Origin of the sequence: Stenotrophomonas maltophilia (genome assembly GCF_047497515.2) — a bacterium.
Lineage (GTDB): Bacteria > Pseudomonadota > Gammaproteobacteria > Xanthomonadales > Xanthomonadaceae > Stenotrophomonas.
On record NZ_JAXAXL020000002.1, the window covers coordinates 261,631 to 282,941 of the forward strand.

Below are 21,311 nucleotides of genomic sequence, written 5' to 3' on the forward strand. Positions count from 1 at the left end.
GGGGGGGGCGGCGGGGGGGGCCCCCCACCTCCGGCTGGGGCTGCTTCCTTGTAGAGCCGAGCCATGCTTGGCTGACTTTTACTGGCAGAAGCAGCCGAGCATCGCTCGGCTCTACTACTCCGAGAAAATGAAGAACGGCGGCTCGATCGCCTTCTTCCAATAGCTCGGCGCGCCCATGTAGAAGTGCTGCGCTTCGGCCCTGGCGAACCAGTGCGTCGCTGTATCGGTGTTTTTCTCCACGCCCGGCGCGCTCCGACCCAGCAACACCCCAGCGAAATATTGGCCAAACACGTTGCCCTGCGCCCCGGCGCGCTGGTACAGCTGCAGGGCACGCGCCGGATCGCGTGGCAGGCCCACGCCTCTTTCAAGCAGCGCGCCCAGGTCGACCTGCGCTTCGGCATCGCCGCGCTCGGCGCGTCGCTGGATGCGGGCCACCAACGGGTGCACGGTGCCGGCCTGTGCGGCCACCGCATCCGGCAGCTGTGAGGAACGGCTTGGATAGCGGTGGTAGATCATCGCGCGCAGATCCCAGCTCAGCGCCTGCTGCGCGTCACCGCGTGCGCGATAGGCCGTGGCGAGTTCATGGAACGCGTAGGGATTGCCGTGGTTGGCCGCTGCCAGGTAGGCGCGTTCGCCACGTCGCCACGACGCACGCAGCACCGGTGCAGGATCGATATGGGGGCTGTCGGTATGGCGCAGCGTGCCGGACGTCCAGATCCGGCCCAGTGCTTCTTCGGCCTTGGTGTTGTGGAAGGTCCAGGGCGTGATCGCGGCGGCACGTTCGTAGTAGGCAATCGCGCGCGGATCGTTGAAGCGTTCGAAGGTTTCCGCGGTATCAAAGGCACCCTTGAAGCTGCCGTCGGTTCCGCGTTGCTCCAGGCTTTGCAGCTGGGCTGGCGGCAGGGGCGAGGGCGGGGGCAGCGTCTGGCACGCGGCCAGGCTCAGGCAGAACAGGGCGGCCAGTGCCGCGTTGCGTCCATTGCGGTGTTGCATTCCAGTTACACAGTGCGGGGCGGGCCATTATGCGCCGCCGACCGGTCCGGCTGGTTGCCAACGCAACTGTTGCGCGGCGCCTGAAAGCGGGGTAGGGTCGATGCCATGTCGATCCGCCTGGCCACCGCCGTCAACAACAACAACCGCAATAATCTGCGCGCGAATAATCGTGCGCGGCCGATGCGGGACTGCGCCCTGGGTAGATAGACAGCAACACACGCCCGGACACCAGAAAACCCGCATCGGCCGATGCGGGTTTTTTTGTGCCCGGGCGCAGCCCCACCCGGGCCTGGATGGCCGGTCGAACACCGTCCCCTCGTGAAATCCCCCAACAGGAGCTCCGCCATGTGTTCGATCTTCGGAATCTTCGGCCTGCAGGCCGGTGACGATCTTCCTTCCCTGCGCCGCCACGCGCTGGAACTGTCGCAGCGCCAGCGCCACCGCGGCCCGGACTGGAGCGGCGTGTACCTCGACGAAGGCGCGCTGCTGGTCCACGAGCGGCTGGCCATCGTTGATCCGGCCGGCGGCTCGCAGCCGTTGCTGTCGGCCGACGGCCAGCTGGCGCTGGCCGTGAACGGCGAGATCTACAACCACCAGCAGCTGAAGGCCGCGCTGACCACCGCCTATGACTTCCAGACCGGCTCGGACTGCGAAGTGATCAACGCGCTGTACCGCCAGGGCGGATCGCCGGCGCAGTGGCTGGAACAGCTCAACGGCATCTTCGCCTTCGCACTGTGGGACCGCGACGGCGGCCGCGTGCTGGTGGCGCGCGACCCGGTCGGCGTGGTGCCGCTGTACTGGGGCCACGATGCGCAGGGGCGCCTGCGCGTGGCGTCGGAAATGAAGGCGCTGGTCGATTCCTGTGCCGATGTCGCGCAGTTCCCGCCAGGCCATTACTTCGACAGCGCCAGCGGCGAACTGGTGCGCTATTACCAGCAGCCGTGGCGCGAGTATGCGGATGTGCAGGGCCGCCAGGCCGACCTGGCCGAACTGCGCCAGGCCTTCGAGCAGGCGGTGGAACGCCAGTTGATGAGCGATGTGCCGTACGGGGTGCTGTTGTCGGGTGGCCTGGATTCATCGCTGGTGGCGGCCGTGGCCGCACGTTACGCACGCCGTCGCATCGAGGACGGTGGACAGACCGAAGCCTGGTGGCCGCGCCTGCACTCGTTTGCGATCGGCCTGAAGGGCTCGCCCGACCTGGCCGCTGCTGCAGTTGCCGCCGAAGCGCTGGGCACCGTGCACCACGGTTTCGAATACACCTTCGAAGAAGGCCTGGACGTGCTGCCGGAAGTGATCCGCCACATCGAGACCTATGACGTCACCACCATCCGCGCATCGACGCCGATGTTCCTGCTGGCGCGGCGGATCAAGGCGATGGGAGTGAAGATGGTGCTGTCCGGCGAAGGCAGCGACGAAATCTTCGGCGGCTACCTGTACTTCCACAAGGCGCCGGATGCGCGCGAATTCCACGATGAGCTGGTGCGCAAGCTCGATGCCCTGCACAACTACGACTGCCTGCGCGCCAACAAGTCGATGATGGCCTGGGGCGTGGAGCCGCGCGTGCCATTCCTGGACCGCGAATTCCTCGACGTGGCGATGCGTTTCGACGCCGCGCACAAGATGGTCGGCGCCGGGTTCGGTGGCCGTCGCATCGAGAAGGCGGTGCTGCGCGAGGCGTTCGACGGCTACCTGCCCGACAGCATCCTGTGGCGGCAGAAGGAACAGTTCAGCGATGGCGTCGGCTATGGCTGGATCGACGGGCTGAAGGCACACGCCGAAGCACAGGTGAGCGACCGTGTGTTGGCGGCCGCGGACAAGCGCTTCGCGCACAACCCGCCGCAGACCAAGGAGGCGTACTACTACCGCCACCTGTTCGAGCAGTTCTTCCCCAGTCGCGCCGCTGCCGAAACGGTGCCGGGCGGCAAGTCGATTGCCTGCTCGTCGCCGGCGGCGATTGCATGGGATGCCAGCTTCGCGGCAGCGGCCGACCCGTCCGGGCGAGCGATTGCCGGCGTGCACGAGCAGGCGTTGGCCTAGCGCTGGAGGCGGTGCCGGCCGCTGGCCGGCATTACCGTGCAGGCACCAGCGTCATCACATGCTGGGCCTTGCCCGGCAGGAACGGAGTCGGGCGGCCATGCACCCAGTCTTCGTGGCCGGCACCCCAATAAGGGGACAGGGGATGCCCGCTCTGGCCGCCGGGCATGTGCACGATGCCGTCGGCCTCGTGCCCGGGCGAGACCACCATCCGCTCCGAAGCACCGAAATTCGGCGTCTGCACGCGCGGCATGTCGCGGTCGCCGGGCAGGTGATCGGCCGGCATGCACAGCCAGCGCTTCGCGAACGCCGGCACCGCGCGTGCGATCGGGTGGCAGATCGCCGCCGTGTTGCGTTCGCCCCAGCTGCGCTGGGCCAGCGGACCCTGCTTGGCAAGTTCGGCTTCGGTGCGGCGTGCCGCATCGATCAACAGCGCATCCCAGCTGTCGAAGGCCGGTGGCAGCAGGTTGGCGGGGCGCTGCCGCAGCATCGGCCACGCGACCCCTTCCAGCTGCGCCAGCCGTGGTTCCAGGTAGCCATCGCCCAGTCGCGCATTGGCCGGGGCCAGCAGTGCATCGGACAGCGTCTGCATCACCTGCGAGCGGAACTCGCGCACTACCCGGTAACTGACCGAGCTGGCCGAGGCGCGGCCGCCCCACTGATGGCTGACGGCCTTCAGGCGCTTCAGCGCAGGATCGTCACTGCGTTCAATGACGTCATGCAGCAGTGCCCACCAGCGCTGCAGGAATACGGCGCGGTCATCCAGCTGGATCGCCAGCAGGTCGTGCTCATCGAAGCGCTCCTGGATGGCCAGCAGGTCGCGGATCTGCCGCGCACGGGCACCGAGGTCATAACCACCATGGCCAACGCTGGCCAATGCCTCACCGTCGAGGACGCGGCCATTGGCGGTCCACAGGCGATGGCTGGGTGGGTCGATCAGTGCCGGTGCGGCATCGCTGCGGATCGGCCAGGGCGCACAGTTCTGGTTGCTGGCGGCGTTGAAGCCGGCCGGTGCGCAGCCAGGACCGCGGTCGGGACGGGCGCCGATCAGGCGCCACGCGATGCGTCCGCTGCGGTCGCCGATCACCAGGTTCTGCGCGGGGATGCCGGCGTGATCGGCGAAGTGCAGGCCGGCTTCCAGATCGCCGGCGCGGGCCAGGTCACCGAAGTCCAGGCGAACCGCACCCGGCAGCTGCGCGACCCAGCGCAGGGCATCGCCGCTGCCATCGGCATGCGTGTGCAGGATGGGTCCCCAGGCGCTTTCGCGCACCGGGAACAGCACGTCGGCCTGGCCGGCCACTGCGATGCGTTCCTCATGCACGGTGACCGCAGCGTTGGCCGGTTCAGTGCGGTAGTCCGCCGTATCGATGTAGCTGTTGGTGAAGCCCCAGGCGACATGCCCGTTGCTGCCGACGATCACCGCCGGCAGGCCGGGCAGCGAGAAACCGGTGACATCGACCTGGCCGCCCGCGGCCTGCGGGTCGGGGTAGCGCAGGCGCACGCGGAACCACAGCCCCGGCGCGCGCAGGCCCAGGTGCATGTCATCGGCGACGATGGCGCGGCCGTCGGCGGTCAGTGCACCGGATACGGCGAAGTTGTTGCTGCCGACCGCATCGGCCTCTTCCTGCCCGGTGCCCGGCTTTCCCTGCAATGTGCGCAGATCAAGCTGGCTGGCGTCGGGCAGCACGGCGTTGCCGGTCGGTTCGCCGAACAACGGGGCATCCCATTCGCTGCCATCGTGGGCGAGCAGCGCGTACAGCGCCGGCGGCACGACCGCGCGGATGCGGCTCAGCGCCAGCTCGGTCTGGTTGCCCGGGTCCTGCAGGTCGGCGTACATGGCCAGCCCGGTGAGCACGCTGTCGCTGGCCCGCCAGGGCTGCGGCGCCTGCCGCAGCAGCAGGTACGCCCATGGCCGCACGGAGAGTCCGGCCAAGCCCTCATTGACGCCGGCCACGTACGCGCCCACGGCCTCGCTGTTGTCGCCCAGCGCGGCCTGCAGGTTGGCCTCGGTACGCGCGCGCAGGCGATGCACGCGCATACGCTTGTCGGCGTCGATGGCCTTGGGCCCGAACAGCGCCGACAACTCGCCAGCGGCACTGCGCCGCATCAGGTCCATCTCGAAATAGCGTTCCTGCGCGTGCACGCGGCCCAGCGCACGCATGGCGTCGGCCTGGCTGCCGGCGGTGATGGTGACCACGCCCAGCGCGTCGCGCTCGATCGTGACCGGCCTGGCCAAGCCCGGCAGCGCATGCTCACCGTCCAGGTCGGCCAGGCTGCCGCGCAGCAGCAGCCACAGGCTCAATGCAGTGACCAGCACGATGGCGATCAACACGCCCAGCACCCAACGCCATGTACGTCGCATCGCACGTCCTTTCCACGCTCGAGGGTCGATTGTAGCCGCAGGCGCAACTGCGACTGATTCCGATTAGATCACCGTCGCCGGAAATGCGTCACCCTATGCCGCATCGATTCACAGGAGCCCCCCATGAAAGGCAACCCGGACGTCATCGCCTGCCTGAAGGAACTGCTGCGCGGCGAGCTTGCTGCCCGCGACCAGTACTTCATCCATTCCCGCCGCTACGAGGACCAGGGCCTGTTCGCGCTGTACGAACGCCTGAACCACGAGATGGAAGAAGAGACCCAGCACGCCGACGCGCTGCTGCGCCGGATCCTGTTCCTGGGCGGCGACCCGGACATGCGCCCGCATGCCACCGAGCCGGGCAAGACCGTGGAGGAGATGTTGCAGAAGGATCTGGATACTGAATACGCGGTTCGGAACAATCTCGCCGCTGGCATGAAGCTGTGCGAAGAGAAGGGTGACTACGTGAGCCGCGACATGCTGCTGGCGCAGTTGAAGGACACCGAGGAAGACCACGCCTGGTGGCTGGAGCAGCAGCTGGGCCTGATCAAGCGCATTGGCCTGGAGCTGTACCAGCTGAGCAAGATCGACGGCAACGGCGCCCCGGCGCACTGAGCCGCAGGTGGCGCCGGGCAATTCCCGGCGACCACCCGGTAGAGCCGACCGCTGGTCGGCTGTTTTTCAAGAGACAGCCGACCAGCGGTCGGCTCTACCAGGAGGAGACAGCCGACCAGCGGTCGGCTCTACCAGAAGCAGCACAGCGTTCTGTCGCCCGCCAGCACCGGAGCACCGCCAGCCAGCCTTCGCCCGCCAGCTGCTCCACCGCCCGCCAGCCGACAACGAAAAAGCCGGGGAATGCCCCGGCTTTTTCGTGTCTGATCTCTGGCAAAGCGTGTCAACCAAGGTTGACACCCACCTCAACCAAGGTTGACACCCACCAGGGGCAGGGCCCCAGCCCTTATTCGACCGCCAGCCCTTCGACCTTCTGCCAGCCACGTGGCAACAGGTGGCCGCGGGTGGCGCGCGCGCCGAGGTAGGCGTCCAGCTCGTTGAACTTCAGGCCCATGGTGCGCTGGCCGCTGCGCACCTGCAGGGTCTGCCCCGGGCTGATCGCCACGATGGCGACCACGCGTTCGGTGGCGAGCTTGGCCTTGGGGATCTCGATGATCTTGTTGCCCTTGCCCTTGTCCAGTTCCGGCAGGTCGTTGGCGGCGATCGCCAGCAGGTTGCCCGAACTCGTCACCGCCACGATGCGGTCGGTTTCGACGTTGGCCACCACCGACGGGGTCAGCACCGAGGAACCGGACGACAGGTTCAGCATCGCCTTGCCGGCCTTGTTACGGCCGATCAGGTTCTCGAAGCGGGTGACGAAGCCGTAGCCGTGGGTCGAGGCCAGCACGAAGCGGGCGTCCGGCTCGGCACTGGCCAGGGTCACGAAGCTGGTGCCCGGCGCCGGCGAGAAGCGGCCGGTCAGCGGTTCACCATTGCCGCGCGCCGAAGGCAGGGTGTGCACCGGCGTCGAGTAGGCGCGGCCCTCGCTGTCGAGGAACGCGACCTGCTGGGTGCTGCGCGCGCGCACTGCGCCCTGCAGGGCGTCGCCATCGCGGTAGGACAGGGCGGATGCATCGACGTCATGGCCCTTGGCGGCGCGGATCCAGCCCTTCTCCGACAGCACGACGGTCATCGGCTCGCTCGGCACCAGCTCGGTCTCGTCGATGGCCTGCGCGGCCTGGCGCTGCACCAACGGCGAGCGGCGTGCGTCGCCGAACTTCTTGGCATCGGCGGTCAGCTCGTCGCGGATCAGCTTCTTGAGCTTGGCCTTGCTGTCGAGGATGCCGAGGATCTTCTCGCGCTCCTTGGCCAGCTCGTCCTGCTCGCCGCGGATCTTCATCTCTTCCAGGCGCGCCAGCTGCTTCAGCTTGGTTTCCAGGATGTACTCGGCCTGGTCCTCGGACAGGCCGAAGCGTGCGATCAGCGCCGCCTTCGGTTCGTCCTCGGTACGGATGATGTGGATCACCTCGTCCAGGTTGAGGAAGGCGACCAGCAGGCCTTCCAACAGGTGCAGGCGGCGCTCGACCTTCTGCAGGCGGTGCTGCAGGCGGCGGGTGACGGTGTTGCTGCGGAAAGTCAGCCATTCGCTGAGCAGCATCTTCAGGTTCTTCACCTGCGGACGGCCGTCCAGCCCGATCACGTTGAGGTTGACGCGGTAGCTGCGCTCCATGTCCGTGGTCGCGAACAGGTGGCCCATCAGCTGCTCGGCGTCGACGCGGTTGGAGCGCGGCACCAGCACCACGCGCACCGGGTTGGCGTGGTCGGACTCATCGCGGATGTCCTCCAGCCACGGCAGCTTCTTGGCGCGCATCTGCGCGGCGATCTGCTCGATCACCTTCGACGGCGACACCTGGAAGGGCAGCGCGGTGACCACGATGTTGTTGGCTTCCTTGGTGAAGGTCGCACGCGCACGCACGCTGCCGTTGCCGGTCTCGTACATGTTCCGCAGATCGTTGGCCGCGGTGATGATCTCGGCGCTGGACGGGTAGTCCGGGCCCTGTACGTGCTCGCACAGGTCCCGAACGCTGGCGTCGGGGTTGTCCAGCAGGTGCAGCAGCGCGCTGACGATCTCGTTGAGATTGTGCGGCGGCACGTCGGTGGCCATGCCCACGGCGATGCCGGTGGTGCCGTTGAGCAGCAGGTGCGGCAACCGCGCCGGCATCCAGGTCGGTTCCTGCAGGGTACCGTCGAAGTTCGGCGCCCAGTCGGTGGTGCCCTGGCCCAGCTCGCCCAGCAGCACTTCGGCGATCGGGGTCAGCTTGGATTCGGTGTAACGCATCGCCGCGAACGACTTCGGGTCGTCGCTGGAGCCGAAGTTGCCCTGGCCCTCGATCAGCGGATAGCGGTACGAGAACGGCTGTGCCATCAGCACCAGCGCTTCGTAGCACGCGCTGTCGCCATGCGGGTGGTACTTACCGATGACGTCACCGACGGTGCGCGCGGACTTCTTCGGCTTGGACGCGGCATTCAGGCCCAGCTCGCTCATCGAATAGATGATGCGGCGCTGCACCGGCTTCAGGCCGTCGCCGATGAACGGCAGGGCGCGGTCCAGGACCACGTACATCGAGTAGTCGAGGTAGGCGCGCTCGGCGTACTCGCGCAGCGGCAGTTGTTCGAATCCGTGGAACACGGGGCGGGCAAGTTCGGTCATGCGGCGTTGTTACCTGTTGTCGGGAGGCGGCGACGGCAGTCGCCGCTCGCAATCCTGTGATTATCCGGATGCGGCGGGGGATGCCAAGCCGCGCGCAGGGTCCAGCCCGGTTTCCAGGCCATGCCCGGCACGCGCCAGGTAGCGCCCCGGCGGCAAGCCGAAGTGGCGGCGGAACACGGTGACGAAGGCGCTGGCGCTGCTGAAGCCCAGCGCATGGGCGATGTCGGCCACGCTGCGGCCGTCGGTCAGCTGGCGCAGGGCCTCGGCCAGGCGCGCCTGCTGCCGCCATTGGGCGAAGCTGAGCGTGGTCTCGTCGCGGAAGTGGCGCGTCAGGCTGCGCGGGGAAAGCCCGGCCCAGTGCGCCCATTCGGCCAGGCTGCGCTCGTCGGACGGGTCGGCCAGCAGCTGCGAGGCGATCTTCAGCAGGCGCCGGTCGTGCGGCATCGGCAGGTGCATGCGCTGGCGTGGCGCGGTGCGGATCTCGTCCACCAGCACGTCGATGATGTGCTGGCGCTCAGGCGTGGTGTCGTAGCCCAGCGGCCATTCGCAGATGCGGTCGGCCAGCGCCTGCGCCAGCTTGGACAGGCCCAGCACGCAGGGGTCGGAGGGCAGGGTGGCGCAGGCGGGCGCTGCCAGGGCCATGCCCCAGCCGCGCAGCGGGCCGTCGAGGGTGACCGTGTGTGGCTCCAGCGGCGGCATCCAGCCGGCCGAACCCGGCGCCAGCGACCAGGTGCCATGCGAGGTCCGGGTGGTCAGCAGGCCGCGTTCAACACAGATCAGCTGGGCGCGCTGGTGGTGGTGCCAGTCCACTTCGCGGACCAGGCCCTGCGGGCTGTCGAAGCGGAAGGCGACGACCGGGGGGCCGTCATTGCGCTCGAACCAGTCCAGTGCGTCGTCACGCAGCAGGCGCTTGGGTGGGGGGATTTCTGCCTTGTTCATCATATCCGCTGGCTGAAATGTGTCATCCATTGGCTGGATTGTACTACCGGGCCACCTGACCAGATCATTAAGGTAGGCGCCTTCACCGATCCAGCCCACTGCTGCAACACAGCATTCGATGCCAGATCGAATATTTCCATTGAGAAATATTTTTTTTGGAAGAGAATGCTCCCCCATGATCTGTCCTGCAACCACTCCCCCCAGCTTCGGCCTGCTGCTGCGCCAGGTGCGCGACGGCCTGGTCCGGCAACTCGACGCGTCCATGGCTGAAGAAGATCTGGGCATCGGCTTCACCCACTACATCGGGCTGAAGGTGCTTTCGCACATGGCCCCCTGTACTGCCAACGAACTGGCCCAGGCCATCGACCAGGTGCCCAGCGCGGTGACCCGCCTGCTGGACAAGCTGGAGGCGCTGGGCTGCGTCCGCCGCGAGCCGCATGCGCAGGACCGGCGTGCACTGCAGATCGTGCTGACCGACGAAGGCCGCGCGTTGTGGGCACGGCTGAAGCTGCGCGGCGACGCGGTGATGGATTACGCCCTGCGTGATCTTTCCGCCGATGAGCGCACGCTGCTGCTGTCCCTCCTTACCCGAATCCGCGATTCACTGACGACCCCATGAACCCGATCCCGCATCCCACTCTCCGCCGGTCCGGGCGCGCGCTGCTGGTGTCAGCGCTGGCCCTGGCCCTGGCCGCCTGCGCCAGCAGTCGTGGCCTCACCCCGCAGGGCCACGTGCTTGAGGTGGACAGCCTGCACAGCGAACGCACCCTGGCCGACACCGACCTGAGCGCCACCGGATTCCCGGCGCAGGACTGGTGGAAGGCACTGGGCGACGCGCAGCTGGACGCGCTGGTTGCCGAAGGCCTTGCCGGCCATCCGAGCCTTGACGCCGCCGATGCGCGCCTGCGCCAGGCCCAGGCCCAGGTCGGTACCGCGCGCGCCGAGGAACTGCCCAGCCTGTCGGTCTCCGGTGGCTATACCGGCCTGCGCCTGCCCGAGTCGATGGTGGGCAGCGAGATGGGTGGCCGCTACGGCGGCAGTGGCCAGGTTGCCTTCGACTTCAGCTACGGCGTGGACCTGTGGGGCGGCAAGCGCGCCGCCTGGGAAGCGGCCGTGGATGGCGCGCATGCCGCAACGGTCGAAGCCCAGGCGGCACGCCTGAACCTGTCCACCGGCATCACCCAGGCCTACGCCGATCTGGCCTATGCGTGGCAGCTCAATGACGTGGCCGAGGAAGAACTGACCCGCTCGCAGAAGTCGCTGCAGCTGACCCGCCAGCGCCGCGGCGCCGGCATCGACAGCGATCTGCAGGTGCGCCAGGCCGAGGCCCGCGTGCCGGCCGCGCAGCAGCAGGTGCTGGCCGCACAGCAGCGCATCGATGCCGCCCGCACCGCGCTGGCCGCCCTGGTCGGCAAGGGTCCGGACCGAGGCCTGTCGATCCAGCGCCCGCAGCCGCTGAACCCGGTGGCGCTGCAGCTGCCGGGCGTGCTGCCCAGCGAACTGCTGGGCCGTCGCCCCGACATCGTTGCCGCACGCTGGCGCGTTGAAGCGGCCGACAAGCAGATCAAGGTTGCGAAGACCAAGTTCTACCCGAGCTTCAACCTGACCGCGCTGGCCGGCGTGGTCGCCCCGAACGTGGGTGACCTGCTGAAGAGCAGCTCCACCTTCGCCTACATCGGCCCGGCGCTGAGCCTGCCGATCTTCGAAGGCGGCAAGCTGCGCGCCAACCTGGCCAACACCGACGCGCAGTACGACCTGGCGGTGGCCAATTACAACCAAGCCGTGCTGGACGCACTGCGCGACGTCGCCGACCAGGTCAATGCGGTGCGTTCGCTGGCACAGCAGGCGCACGCGCAGCAGCAGGCCGTGGACACCGCACGCTCGGCCTTCGACCTGGCCCAGCAGCGCTACCGCGCCGGCATCGGCAGCTACCTGGACGTGCTGACCGCGCAGTCCACCCTGTTGCAATCGCAGCAGCAGCTGGCCGGCCTGCAGTCGCAGCAGGTGCAGTCCTCGGTGCGCCTGAGCAAGGCCTTGGGCGGGGGTTTCCAGCCCGCTGACGCCGACCGTGCGCCGATTGCCTCCCATTCCGATTCCTCGCATTCCTGAAGACCTCCGCCATGAGCCAGACCCAAGACACCGCGGCCCCGGCCGCCTCCAACCGCCGCGGCAACCTGCTGCGCGGACTGTTCGTGATCGTCGTGCTGCTGCTTGCCGCACTGGCGCTGTGGTACTTCATGTTCGGCCGTTGGTTCGAAGAAACCGACGATGCCTACGTGCAGGGCAACCAGGTGCAGATCACCCCGCTGGTGGCCGGTACCGTGGTCGCCATCAACGCCGATGACGGCATGCGCGTCGAGCGCGGCCAGCTGCTGGTGCAGCTGGACCCGTCCGACACCTCGGTGGCGCTGCAGCAGGCCGAAGCCAACCTGGCCAAGACGGTGCGCCAGACCCGCGGCCTGTACCGCAGCGTGGAAGGCGCGCAGGCAGACTTGAATGCCCGCCAGGTGACCCTGAAGCGCGTGCGTGATGACTTCGCCCGCCGCAAGGACCTGGCCGCCACCGGCGCCATCTCCAACGAAGAACTGGCCCATGCCCGCGATGAGCTGGCGGCCGCCGAAGCGGCCGTGGCCGGTTCGCGTGAGACCGTCGAGCGCAACCGCGCGCTGGTCGACGACACCGTGATCGCCACCCAGCCGGACGTGCAGGCGGCGGCCGCGCAGCTGCGCCAGGCCTTCCTCAACAACGCCCGCGCCGGCATCGTCGCGCCGGTCACCGGCTACGTTGCCCGTCGTTCGGTGCAGGTCGGCCAGCGCGTGCAGCCGGGCAATGCCCTGATGGCCGTGGTGCCGACCGAGCAGATGTGGGTCGAGGCCAACTTCAAGGAAACCCAGCTGCGCCACATGCGCTTGGGCCAGGAAGTGGAGCTGAAGTCCGACCTGTACGCCGGTGATGTGAAGTACAAGGGCCGCATCCAGAGCCTGGGCCTGGGCACCGGTTCGGCGTTCTCGCTGCTGCCGGCGCAGAATGCCAGCGGCAACTGGATCAAGATCGTGCAGCGCGTGCCGGTGCGCATCGCCATCGATGCCAAGCAGCTGGCCGAGCACCCGCTGCGCATCGGCCTGTCGATGAAGGCCGAAGTGAGCCTGCGCGACCAGAAGGGTGAAGTGCTGCCGAGCGCAGCGGCCAAGGGCACGGTGTTCGACACCGATGTGTATGCCAAGCAGCTGCATGATGCCGATGAGGTGATCCACACGATCATCCAGGGCAACCTGCCGCAGCAGCAGGCGAAGGCGGGCTGAGGTCGCCATGTCCGCACAAGCTCCAGCCGCGCACGGCGCTCCGGGCGCACCGGCGGCGCCAGGTGCGGCCTCCGGGTTCCTGCCACCCAGCGTCGCCCTGTGCACCGTGGGCCTGGCGATGGCGTCGTTCATGCAGGTGCTCGACACCACCATCGCCAACGTCTCGTTGCCGACCATCGCCGGCAATCTCGGTGCCAGTTCGCAGCAGGCGACCTGGGTCATCACCTCGTTTGCGGTCAGCACGGCCATCGCGCTGCCGCTGACCGGCTGGCTCAGCCGCCGCTTCGGCGAACGCAAGCTGTTCGTCTGGGCCACGCTGGCCTTCGTCATCACCTCGCTGCTGTGCGGCCTGGCGCAGAGCATGGGCATGCTGGTGGTATCGCGCGCGCTGCAGGGCTTCGTGGCCGGCCCGATGTACCCGATCACGCAGTCGCTGCTGGTCTCGATCTATCCGCGTGAGAAACGCGGACAGGCGCTGGCCCTGCTGGCGATGATCACCGTGGTGGCGCCGATCTGCGGCCCCATCCTCGGTGGCTGGATCACCGACAACTACAGCTGGGAATGGATCTTCCTGATCAACGTGCCGTTGGGCATCTTCGCCGCGCTGGTGGTGGGCAACCAGCTGAAGGGGCGCCCGGAGCAGATCGAGAAGCCGAAGATGGACTACGTCGGCCTGATCACCCTGGTGATCGGTGTTGGCGCCCTGCAGCTGGTGCTTGACCTGGGCAATGACGAGGACTGGTTCTCGTCGATGAAGATCGTGGTGCTGGCCTGCGTGGCCGTGGTGGCGCTGACGGTGTTCCTGATCTGGGAACTGACCGACAAGGATCCGATCGTCGACCTGAAGCTGTTCCGACATCGCAACTTCCGCGCCGGCACGCTGGCGATGGTGGTGGCCTATGCGGCGTTCTTCAGCGTGGCGTTGCTGATCCCGCAGTGGCTGCAGCGAGACATGGGCTACACCGCGATCTGGGCAGGCCTGGCGACCGCACCGATCGGCATCCTGCCGGTGATCATGACCCCGTTCGTGGGCAAGTACGCATCGCGCTTCGACATGCGCATGCTGGCTACGGTGGCCTTCATCGTGCTGTCGATGACCAGCTTCCTGCGCTCGAACTTCAACCTGCAGGTGGACTACATGCACGTGGCCGGCGTGCAGCTGATCATGGGTATTGGTGTGGCGCTGTTCTTCATGCCGGTGCTGCAGATCCTGCTGTCGGACCTAGACGGTCGCGAGATCGCGGCGGGCTCGGGCCTGGCCACCTTCCTGCGGACGTTGGGCGGCAGCTTCGCGGCGTCGCTGACGACGTGGCTGTGGGCGCGGCGCACCCAGGTGCACCATGCCGACCTGACCGAGCACATCTCGGCCTATCAACCGGGCATGCAGGACCAGGTCACGGCGATGGGGCAGGGCGACCTGCAACACGGCGCAGCGGTACTGAACAACATGATCAACCACCAGGCGTCGCAGATGGGCTTCAACGACATCTTCTTCCTGCTGGGCTGGATCTTCCTGGCGATCATCGCGTTCCTGTGGCTGGCCAAGCCACCGTTCGGCGCCGGTGCCGGGGCTGCCTCGGCCGGTGGTGGCCACTGAGTGATGGTGTGCATCCACGCATGGCGTGGATCTACCGGATGCATAAACCCCGCCGCAAGGCGGGGTTTCTGTTTGTGGCCTCATCGCGATGCATGCGCGCGTCGCGCGGATGTGCCCGGATGAGGGGCATGAAAAAACCCGCTTGCGCGGGCTCCTCATCCGGTAGATCCACGCCATGCGTGGATGGCGCATGCAATCGAGAAACTCCCAAACGCCAGGCATGAAAAAACCCGCTTGCGCGGGCTCTTCATCCGGTAGATCCACGCCATGCGTGGATGGCGCATGCAATCGCAGCTCCCGAACGCCAGGCATGAAAAAACCCGCTTGCGCGGGTTTGATCATTTTCTGAGTCATGGTGCCCAGGAGAGGACTCGAACCTCCACGAAGTTGCCCCCGCTAGCACCTGAAGCTAGTGCGTCTACCAATTCCGCCACCTGGGCGACTCAGGAGACGAATTATGGGGAACGACTGAGGATGTGTCAACAACATTTCACACTTTTTTCTGCGGCTGCACGCCCAGGTGATGCAGCAGGCTGCGCATCGCCGGCGACAGCTGCGTCCACTCGGCAAAACAGGCGCACAGGCGACGTTGTGCCCACGCATCGGCGAGCGGTACGGCGACGGTATGCGTGCTGCGCCGATGCTGGCGGGCGATGGTCCGCGGCGCGATGCCGACCCCGATGCCGTGGCCGACCATGATGCACACGCCTTCGAAGGTCTTCATGCGGATGCGCACGTCCAGGCGGCGCCCGATGTCGCGCGCCTGGTCTTCAATGTAGGTCTGCAGGGCGTTGCCGTCGGCCAGGGCGACAAAGGTCTCGCCAGCCATGTCGGCGAAGGCCACGCTGCGCCGCGATGCGAAGCGGTGGTCTGCGGGCAGCAGCATCACCAGCGGATCTTCGGCGACCACGTGCTGCTGTAGACCCGCGGCATCGACGGCGTCGCTGATGATGCCGGCCTCGGCCTGGCCGGTACTGATCGCACGCACGACTTCCGGGCTGGTGCGTTCCAGCAGTTCGACATGCAGGCGCGGGCGTTCGGCCAGCCAGGGGGCGAGGCGCGCGGGAAGGTAATTGGTCAGCGCCGCAGTGTTGGCATACAGGTGCAGGGTGCCGCGCGCGCCATGCGCGAACGCCTGCAGTTCGCCGCGCAGCTGCGCCTGCTGCTGCAGGATCAGGCGGGCATGGTGGGCGAGGGCGGCGCCGGCCTCGGTCAGGCTGACCCCGCGCGGGTGCCGGTTCAACAATGCCGTACCGGCATCGGCTTCGATCGTGCGCAGGCGTTCACTGGCCGAACCAAGCGCCAGGTTCGCCTGCGCTGCGCCGGCCGTGATGCTGCCTGCCTCGGCAATGGCCAGGAACAGCCGCAGGTCGGCGATATCCATCCGCATGTGATGCCCTCATCGCAATGCCTGGGCCTTCGGATCAGCCGAAGGCGAGGCCGGGAAGACCGCATTGTGCGCCGGCCGGCTCGCCGATCCAATGAAGGCATGAATGAATCGATGTACTTCTACGTGCTGCTGGTGGTGGTGTTCGTGCTGGCCGGCGTGGTCAAGGGCGTGACCGGGATGGGCCTGCCGACGGTGGCCATGGGCCTGCTGGGTGGCGCGCTGTCTCCAGTGGCGGCGGCGTCGATGCTGTTCATCCCGACCTTCGTCACCAATGCATGGCAGCTGGTGTCCGGGCCGTCACTGGGCCACATCGTGCGGCGGCTGTGGCCAATGATGCTGGCGGTGGTGGTGGTGACGCTGGGCTCGGCCGCGCTGTTGGTGCGGGTCGATCGCACCTGGTCGCGCGTAGCACTCGGCGTGGCCCTGGTGGTCTATGCGGCCTATGCGCTGTTCGCGCCGGTGTTCCGTGTGCCGCAGCAGCGTGAGCGCTGGCTGGGGCCGCTGGTCGGTGCGTTGTCGGGTGTGGTCACCGGGGCGACCGGTGTGTTCGTGATGCCGGCGGTGCCGTACCTGCAGTCGCTGGGGTTGCAGCGCGAGGAGCTGGTGCAGGCACTGGGGCTGGCGTTTACGGTCTCGACGATTTCGCTGACCACCGGCCTGGTGCTGCACGGTGCGTTCGGTATCCAGCAACTGGGGCTGAGTGCGATGGCAGTGGTGCCGGCCCTGCTGGGCATGTGGCTGGGGCAGGTGATCCGGCAGCGGATCAGCGCGCGCGTGTTCCGAGCCTGTTTCCTCGGGTTCCTGCTGCTGCTCGGCCTGGAGCTGGTGCTGCGGCCGTTGTTCTGAAGCGCGTTGCCGCCCGTGTACGTAGAGCCGAGCTTGCTCGACTGCTTTGCGCTTCGCCCTGCATGGCATCAGTCGAGCAAGCTCGACTCTACGGACCGGTGCAGTCGAGCAAGCTCGAGCCGACAAAGGCCTGAATCGCAGGCAAGAAAAAACCCGCTTGCGCGGGTTTTTATCTTTCTCGACATGGTGCCCAGGAGAGGACTCGAACCTCCACGAAGTTGCCCCCGCTAGCACCTGAAGCTAGTGCGTCTACCAATTCCGCCACCTGGGCGTCGAGGAGCGAGATTATGGGGTGTTGTTACGGAGGTGTCAACATTTTTTGCAGAGCTGGGGTCGGATCCCGTTTCGCTTGCGAAAGGGGCTCTGATCCCAAGGCCCGATGTCGGGGTCAGAGCCCTTTCCTGTGGAAAGGGATCCGACCCCAGGCCGGACGGCAGGCAAAAAAAATCCCCGCCGAAGCGAGGAGTTCTTTCGTTGGTGCCCAGGAGAGGACTCGAACCTCCACGGTTTTACCCGCTAGTACCTGAAACTAGTGCGTCTACCAATTCCGCCACCTGGGCGTTCCAGAGGCGCAATTGTGAAGATGAATCCGCAGGGTGTCAACGACTTCCTGAATTTATTTCACGCAATGCCTTCAAGGCGGCTGCTGACCCGTTCTGCACGCCATCAACCGCTACCATGTAAGGCGATGACTACCAAAAAACCAAGCAAGGGCGGGAGCACCTCCCGCAGCCAGGCCCCGAAGAAGGGCGCCAAGCCGGGCGCAGCCCGCACCACCAAGCCGGGCAAGCCGTTGCCGGGCTGGCTTCCAGAACTGAACGACGGCAACGCGCCGCCACGCGGCCGCAAGCCCCGCAGCGCCGATGCACCGGGCCCGGCCCCCGGCCGCAAGCTGCCGCCGACCGGCAAGGTGATCGACGATCCCTATGCCAGCCGCGAGGCCGAGAAATACGAACAACCCATCGCAAGCCGCGAGGCCATCCTGGCGCTGCTTGAACGTTGCGAGGGGCCGCAGACCGCCGACGAGTTGGGCGCACGCCTGGGCCTGACCGCGCCGGACCGGGCCGAGGCGCTGTCGCGCCGGCTCGGTGCGATGGTCCGCGACGGCCAGCTGGTGCAGAACCGGCGCGGTGGCTTCGCCCCGATCCAGACCCTGAACCTGGTGACCGGCGTGGTGATCGCCAATCCGGAAGGGTTCGGCTTCCTGCGCCCGGTTGAGGGCGGTGACGACCTGTTCCTGCCGCCGTATGAAATGCGCAAGGTGATGCACGGTGACAAGGTGCTTGCCCGCGTCACCGGCATTGATCACCGTGGCCGTCGCGAGGGCAGCATCGCCCGCGTGCTGGAACGCGGCATGACCCGCCTCATCGGCCGCTTCAGCATCGAGATGGGCATCAACTACGTGGTGCCCGACGACAAGCGCGTGCAGCGCAACGTGCAGGTGCCGCCCGACCAGACCGGTGGTGCGCGCGATGGCCAGCTGGTGGTCTGCGAACTGACCCAGGCGCCGGACAGCCGCCGTCCTCCGATCGGCCGCATCATCGCCGTGCTCGGCGACAAGCTGACCGCATCGCTGGTGGTGGAAACCGCCATCCACGGCCACGAACTGCCGTTCGAATTCCCGCAGGAGGTGCTGGACGAAGCCGCCGCGGTGCCGCTGGTGGTCGAGCCGTCCATGATCGGCGGACGCGTCGACCTGCGCAGCACGCCGCTGGTCACCATCGACGGCGAGGATGCCAAGGACTTCGATGACGCGGTGTACTGCGAACCGAATGCGGATGGATTCCGTCTCGTTGTGGCCATTGCCGACGTCTCCAACTACGTGCGCCCCGGTACACCGCTGGACGAGGAAGCGCAGAAGCGCGCCACCTCGGTGTATTTCCCGGGCTTCGTGGTGCCGATGCTGCCGGAGACCCTGTCCAACGGCATCTGTTCGCTGATGCCGAAGGTCGACCGCATGTGCTTTGTGTGCGACATGCAGATCGACCGCGACGGCCTGGTCACCCATTCGCGCTTCTACGAAGCGGTGATGAACTCGCACGCGCGCCTGACCTACACCCAGGTGTGGAAGGCGGTGGGCGAGGATGACGCTGATACCAAGGCGTGGCTCGGCGACCTGCTGCCGCAGGTGCAGCGCCTGCACCAACTGTACAAGGTGCTGTCCAAGGCGCGCGCCAAGCGCGGTGCGATCGAATTCGAAAGCAGCGAAGTGCGCTTCGTGCTCGACAACCGCGGCGAGGTCACCCAGGCCGGCATGCTGGTGCGCAACGACGCGCACAAGCTGATCGAGGAATGCATGATCGCCGCCAACGTTGAGGCGGCCAAGTACCTGCTGTCGCACCACGTGCCGGCGCCCTACCGCGTGCACGAAAAGCCGCCGGAGACCAAGTACGCCGATCTGCTGGAATTCCTCAAGGAATTCAAGCTGAGCCTGCCGCCGTGGTCGAAGGTGCGCCCGGGCGACTACACCAAGCTGCTGAAGAAGATCCGCGATCGCCCCGACGCGACGCTGCTGGAATCGGTGCTGCTGCGCAGCCAGAGCCTGGCCGTGTACAGCCCGGACAATAATGGCCACTTCGGCCTGGCGCTGGAGGCGTACGCGCACTTCACCTCGCCGATCCGCCGTTACCCCGATCTGCTGGTGCATCGTGCGATCAAGCACGCGCTGTCCGGCAAGCCGCTGGACAAGTTCACCTACAACGCGCGCGAGATGGCTGCGCTGGCGCTGCAGTGCTCCGAGCGGGAGCGCCGCGCCGACGAGGCCGAGCGCGAGGTCGACGAGCGCTACCGTGCCGCGTGGATGGAAAAGCATGTCGGTGGCCAGTTCGACGGCGTGATCAGCGGCGTGACCAGCTTCGGCCTGTTCGTGGAACTGGATGAGTCCAAGGTGCAGGGCCTGGTCCACGTGACCCAGCTGCCGCAGGACTATTACAAGTTCGACGCCACCCGCAAGACACTGACCGGTGAACGTCGCGGCGCCAGCTACCGGCTGGGCGACCGCGTGCGCATCCTGGTGCTGAAGGCCAGCATGGAAGAGCGCAAGATCGACTTCCGCCTGGTCGAGCACAAGGGTGAGGAAGAGGGCGATGGCCTGCCGCCGCTGCCCGAGCGGGGCAAGCCGGCCAAACGCACCAAGAAGCAATATTGAAAGGCGTGCCGACCAACGGTCGGCACCCACCACGTCGGCGCCTGCTGTGCGGTGGGTGTCGACCTCGGTCGACACGATTTTGCGGAGGAACCCACCATGCAGGGCCAACCCGAATACCGCGGCGGCTGCCAATGCGGTGCGATCCGCTTCCAGGCGCGCGGTGAGCTCACCGACAGCTCGATCTGCCATTGCCGGATGTGCCAGAAGGCATTTGGCGGCTACTACGCCCCCCTGGTGTCGGTGCGCGGCGTGCAGTTCAGCTGGACCCGCGGCCAGCCGCGTTACTTCCAGTCGTCCAACGTGGTGCGGCGCGGCTTCTGCGCCGACTGTGGCACGCCGTTGACCTATGAAGCACCGGATGGCGTGGCGGTGGCGGCAGGGGCCTTCGACGAACCTGAACGCCTGCCCCCGACCGTCCAGTACGGCGTGGAGCGCAAGCTGCCGTTCGTCGACACGCTGGCCAGCCTGCCGGCCAGGCGCACGGAGGACGACGTCGCCGCCCTCGAGTTCCTGGCCACGATCGTGTCCCACCAGCATCCGGACCACGACACTCCGCATTGGCCGCCGCGCAGTCGATAGCACGCCCGTAGAGCCGAGCCCACGCCCGGCTCGCCAGGGGCCCGCCGCAGCGCCCGGCCCGCTGATGCTCTACCATAGCCACCCCCTTTCCGGTCCCCGCCCGCATGAGCAAGAACAGCCAGTGGATCGTCGGCGTCAACGCCGTCGCCTCCTCCATCGAGAACGACGCCGAGAACGTCCGGGAAGTGCTGGTCGAGGCCGGTGCGAAGAATCCGCGCCTGACCGAAATCGAGGAAAATGCCCGCCGCAAGGGCATCGACGTGCGCAAGGTCAACAGCCAGGCGCTGGATGGCGTGGGCGGCTCGGTGCGCCACCAGGGTGTGGCCGCGCGTTATGCCGCCGCCCGCACCTACAGCGAGAACGAGCTGGAAGGCCTGGTCACTGCGGCCGAAGGCAAGGCCCTGCTGCTGGTGCTGGACGAGGTGCAGGACCCGCACAATCTCGGCGCCTGCCTGCGCTCGGCCGCGGCTGCCGGCGCCACCGCAGTGATCATCCCCAAGGACAAGTCGGCCACGGTGAATGCCACCGTGCGCAAGACCTCGGCCGGTGCCGCCGATCGCATCCCGGTGGTGGCGGTGACCAATCTGTCGCGCTGCCTGAAGGACCTGCAGAAGCAGGGCGTGTGGATCTACGGCCTGGCCGGTGAAGCTACGGCCTCGCTGTATGCGCTGGACCTGAAGGGCAACGTCGCGCTGGTGCTGGGTGGCGAAGCCGATGGCCTGCGCCGCCTGACCCGCGAAAACTGCGATGGCCTGGTGAAGATTCCGATGCCGGGCGAGATCGAGAGCCTGAACGTCTCCGTTGCTGCTGGCGTCAGCCTGTTCGAGGCCGTGCGCCAGCGCGGTTGAACGGCAGCAGAGGTCGTGTCGACCAAGGTCGACACCCACCGGGTAGCCGCCAACCTTGGTTGGCGCTCCCGATG

The 21,311-nt window shown here is 67.2% G+C and carries 15 protein-coding genes and 3 tRNA genes; 10 read left to right on the forward strand and 8 right to left on the reverse strand.

The window, feature by feature from the left end; all coding sequences use genetic code 11:
• Nucleotides 1-114 precede the first annotated feature (114 nt).
• A complete protein-coding gene (locus tag ACMZPQ_RS04930; RefSeq protein ID WP_197584059.1) occupies nt 115-993 on the reverse strand; it encodes a tetratricopeptide repeat protein in 879 nt (292 codons plus the stop codon).
• A gap of 345 nt (nt 994-1,338) precedes the next feature.
• Between ACMZPQ_RS04930 and asnB the strand changes: the two genes are divergently transcribed.
• A complete protein-coding gene (gene asnB / locus ACMZPQ_RS04935) occupies nt 1,339-3,030 on the forward strand; it encodes an asparagine synthase B (RefSeq protein WP_197584061.1) in 1,692 nt (563 codons plus the stop codon).
• Between the two features lie 31 nt (nt 3,031-3,061).
• On the opposite strand, the gene ACMZPQ_RS04940 is transcribed toward asnB, so the two are convergent.
• Nucleotides 3,062-5,389, reverse strand: a complete 2,328-nt coding sequence (locus tag ACMZPQ_RS04940) for a penicillin acylase family protein (protein WP_197584063.1) — start codon at nt 5,387-5,389, stop codon at nt 3,062-3,064.
• Nucleotides 5,390-5,512: 123 nt separating this feature from the next.
• On the opposite strand from ACMZPQ_RS04940, the gene bfr reads away from it, so the two are divergent.
• Nucleotides 5,513-6,001, forward strand: coding sequence for a bacterioferritin (gene bfr / locus ACMZPQ_RS04945; RefSeq protein ID WP_004151115.1), 489 nt, complete (start codon nt 5,513-5,515; stop codon nt 5,999-6,001).
• Nucleotides 6,002-6,344: 343 nt separating this feature from the next.
• Here the strand turns inward: bfr and parC are convergent, their stop codons facing one another.
• Nucleotides 6,345-8,588 (reverse strand): DNA topoisomerase IV subunit A, encoded by a 2,244-nt coding sequence (gene parC, locus ACMZPQ_RS04950; RefSeq protein ID WP_197582638.1) that lies wholly within the window; start codon nt 8,586-8,588, stop codon nt 6,345-6,347.
• Between the two features lie 60 nt (nt 8,589-8,648).
• Nucleotides 8,649-9,530 carry a helix-turn-helix domain-containing protein gene (locus tag ACMZPQ_RS04955; protein WP_197582637.1) on the reverse strand — a complete coding sequence of 294 codons (882 nt, stop codon included), beginning with the start codon at nt 9,528-9,530 and terminating at the stop codon, nt 8,649-8,651.
• 172 nt (nt 9,531-9,702) lie between these two features.
• Between ACMZPQ_RS04955 and emrR the strand changes: the two genes are divergently transcribed.
• Genes emrR through emrB form a run of 4 tightly spaced genes read left to right on the forward strand, consistent with a single transcriptional unit; the run spans nt 9,703 to nt 14,426 of the window.
• The gene (gene emrR, locus ACMZPQ_RS04960; RefSeq protein WP_005408766.1) at nt 9,703-10,146 is read left to right on the forward strand and encodes a multidrug efflux system transcriptional regulator EmrR; all 444 of its coding nucleotides are present in this window, start codon (nt 9,703-9,705) and stop codon (nt 10,144-10,146) included.
• Entirely contained in the window at nt 10,143-11,636 is a 1,494-nt protein-coding gene (gene emrC, locus ACMZPQ_RS04965) for a multidrug efflux transporter outer membrane subunit EmrC (protein WP_197582636.1), read from the forward strand. The genes emrR and emrC overlap by 4 nt, the downstream gene beginning before the upstream one ends.
• A gap of 11 nt (nt 11,637-11,647) precedes the next feature.
• A complete protein-coding gene (gene emrA, locus ACMZPQ_RS04970) occupies nt 11,648-12,829 on the forward strand; it encodes a multidrug efflux MFS transporter periplasmic adaptor subunit EmrA (RefSeq protein ID WP_006427716.1) in 1,182 nt (393 codons plus the stop codon).
• Between the two features lie 7 nt (nt 12,830-12,836).
• Nucleotides 12,837-14,426 carry a multidrug efflux MFS transporter permease subunit EmrB gene (gene emrB / locus ACMZPQ_RS04975; RefSeq protein ID WP_197582635.1) on the forward strand — a complete coding sequence of 530 codons (1,590 nt, stop codon included), beginning with the start codon at nt 12,837-12,839 and terminating at the stop codon, nt 14,424-14,426.
• A gap of 353 nt (nt 14,427-14,779) precedes the next feature.
• Here the strand turns inward: emrB and ACMZPQ_RS04980 are convergent.
• Nucleotides 14,780-14,866: transfer RNA gene (locus ACMZPQ_RS04980), tRNA-Leu, on the reverse strand.
• Between the two features lie 50 nt (nt 14,867-14,916).
• Nucleotides 14,917-15,816, reverse strand: coding sequence for a LysR substrate-binding domain-containing protein (locus ACMZPQ_RS04985; protein ID WP_197582634.1), 900 nt, complete (start codon nt 15,814-15,816; stop codon nt 14,917-14,919).
• A 99-nt stretch (nt 15,817-15,915) separates the two neighbouring features.
• On the opposite strand from ACMZPQ_RS04985, the gene ACMZPQ_RS04990 reads away from it, so the two are divergent.
• Nucleotides 15,916-16,662 carry a TSUP family transporter gene (locus ACMZPQ_RS04990; protein WP_197582633.1) on the forward strand — a complete coding sequence of 249 codons (747 nt, stop codon included), beginning with the start codon at nt 15,916-15,918 and terminating at the stop codon, nt 16,660-16,662.
• Nucleotides 16,663-16,846: 184 nt separating this feature from the next.
• Here the strand turns inward: ACMZPQ_RS04990 and ACMZPQ_RS04995 are convergent.
• Nucleotides 16,847-16,933, reverse strand: a tRNA-Leu gene (locus ACMZPQ_RS04995).
• 204 nt (nt 16,934-17,137) lie between these two features.
• Nucleotides 17,138-17,222, reverse strand: a tRNA-Leu gene (locus tag ACMZPQ_RS05000).
• 128 nt (nt 17,223-17,350) lie between these two features.
• Here ACMZPQ_RS05000 and rnr point away from each other — a divergent pair.
• The 3 genes from rnr to rlmB all read left to right on the forward strand — a co-directional run bounded on the left by rnr (nt 17,351) and on the right by rlmB (nt 21,237).
• Entirely contained in the window at nt 17,351-19,810 is a 2,460-nt protein-coding gene (rnr, locus tag ACMZPQ_RS05005; protein WP_197582632.1) for a ribonuclease R, read from the forward strand.
• A gap of 96 nt (nt 19,811-19,906) precedes the next feature.
• Nucleotides 19,907-20,389: a GFA family protein gene (locus ACMZPQ_RS05010; RefSeq protein ID WP_197582631.1), complete on the forward strand. Its 483-nt coding sequence runs from the start codon at nt 19,907-19,909 to the stop codon at nt 20,387-20,389.
• Between the two features lie 104 nt (nt 20,390-20,493).
• Nucleotides 20,494-21,237 (forward strand): 23S rRNA (guanosine(2251)-2'-O)-methyltransferase RlmB, encoded by a 744-nt coding sequence (gene rlmB / locus ACMZPQ_RS05015; RefSeq protein ID WP_197582630.1) that lies wholly within the window; start codon nt 20,494-20,496, stop codon nt 21,235-21,237.
• Nucleotides 21,238-21,311 lie beyond the last annotated feature (74 nt).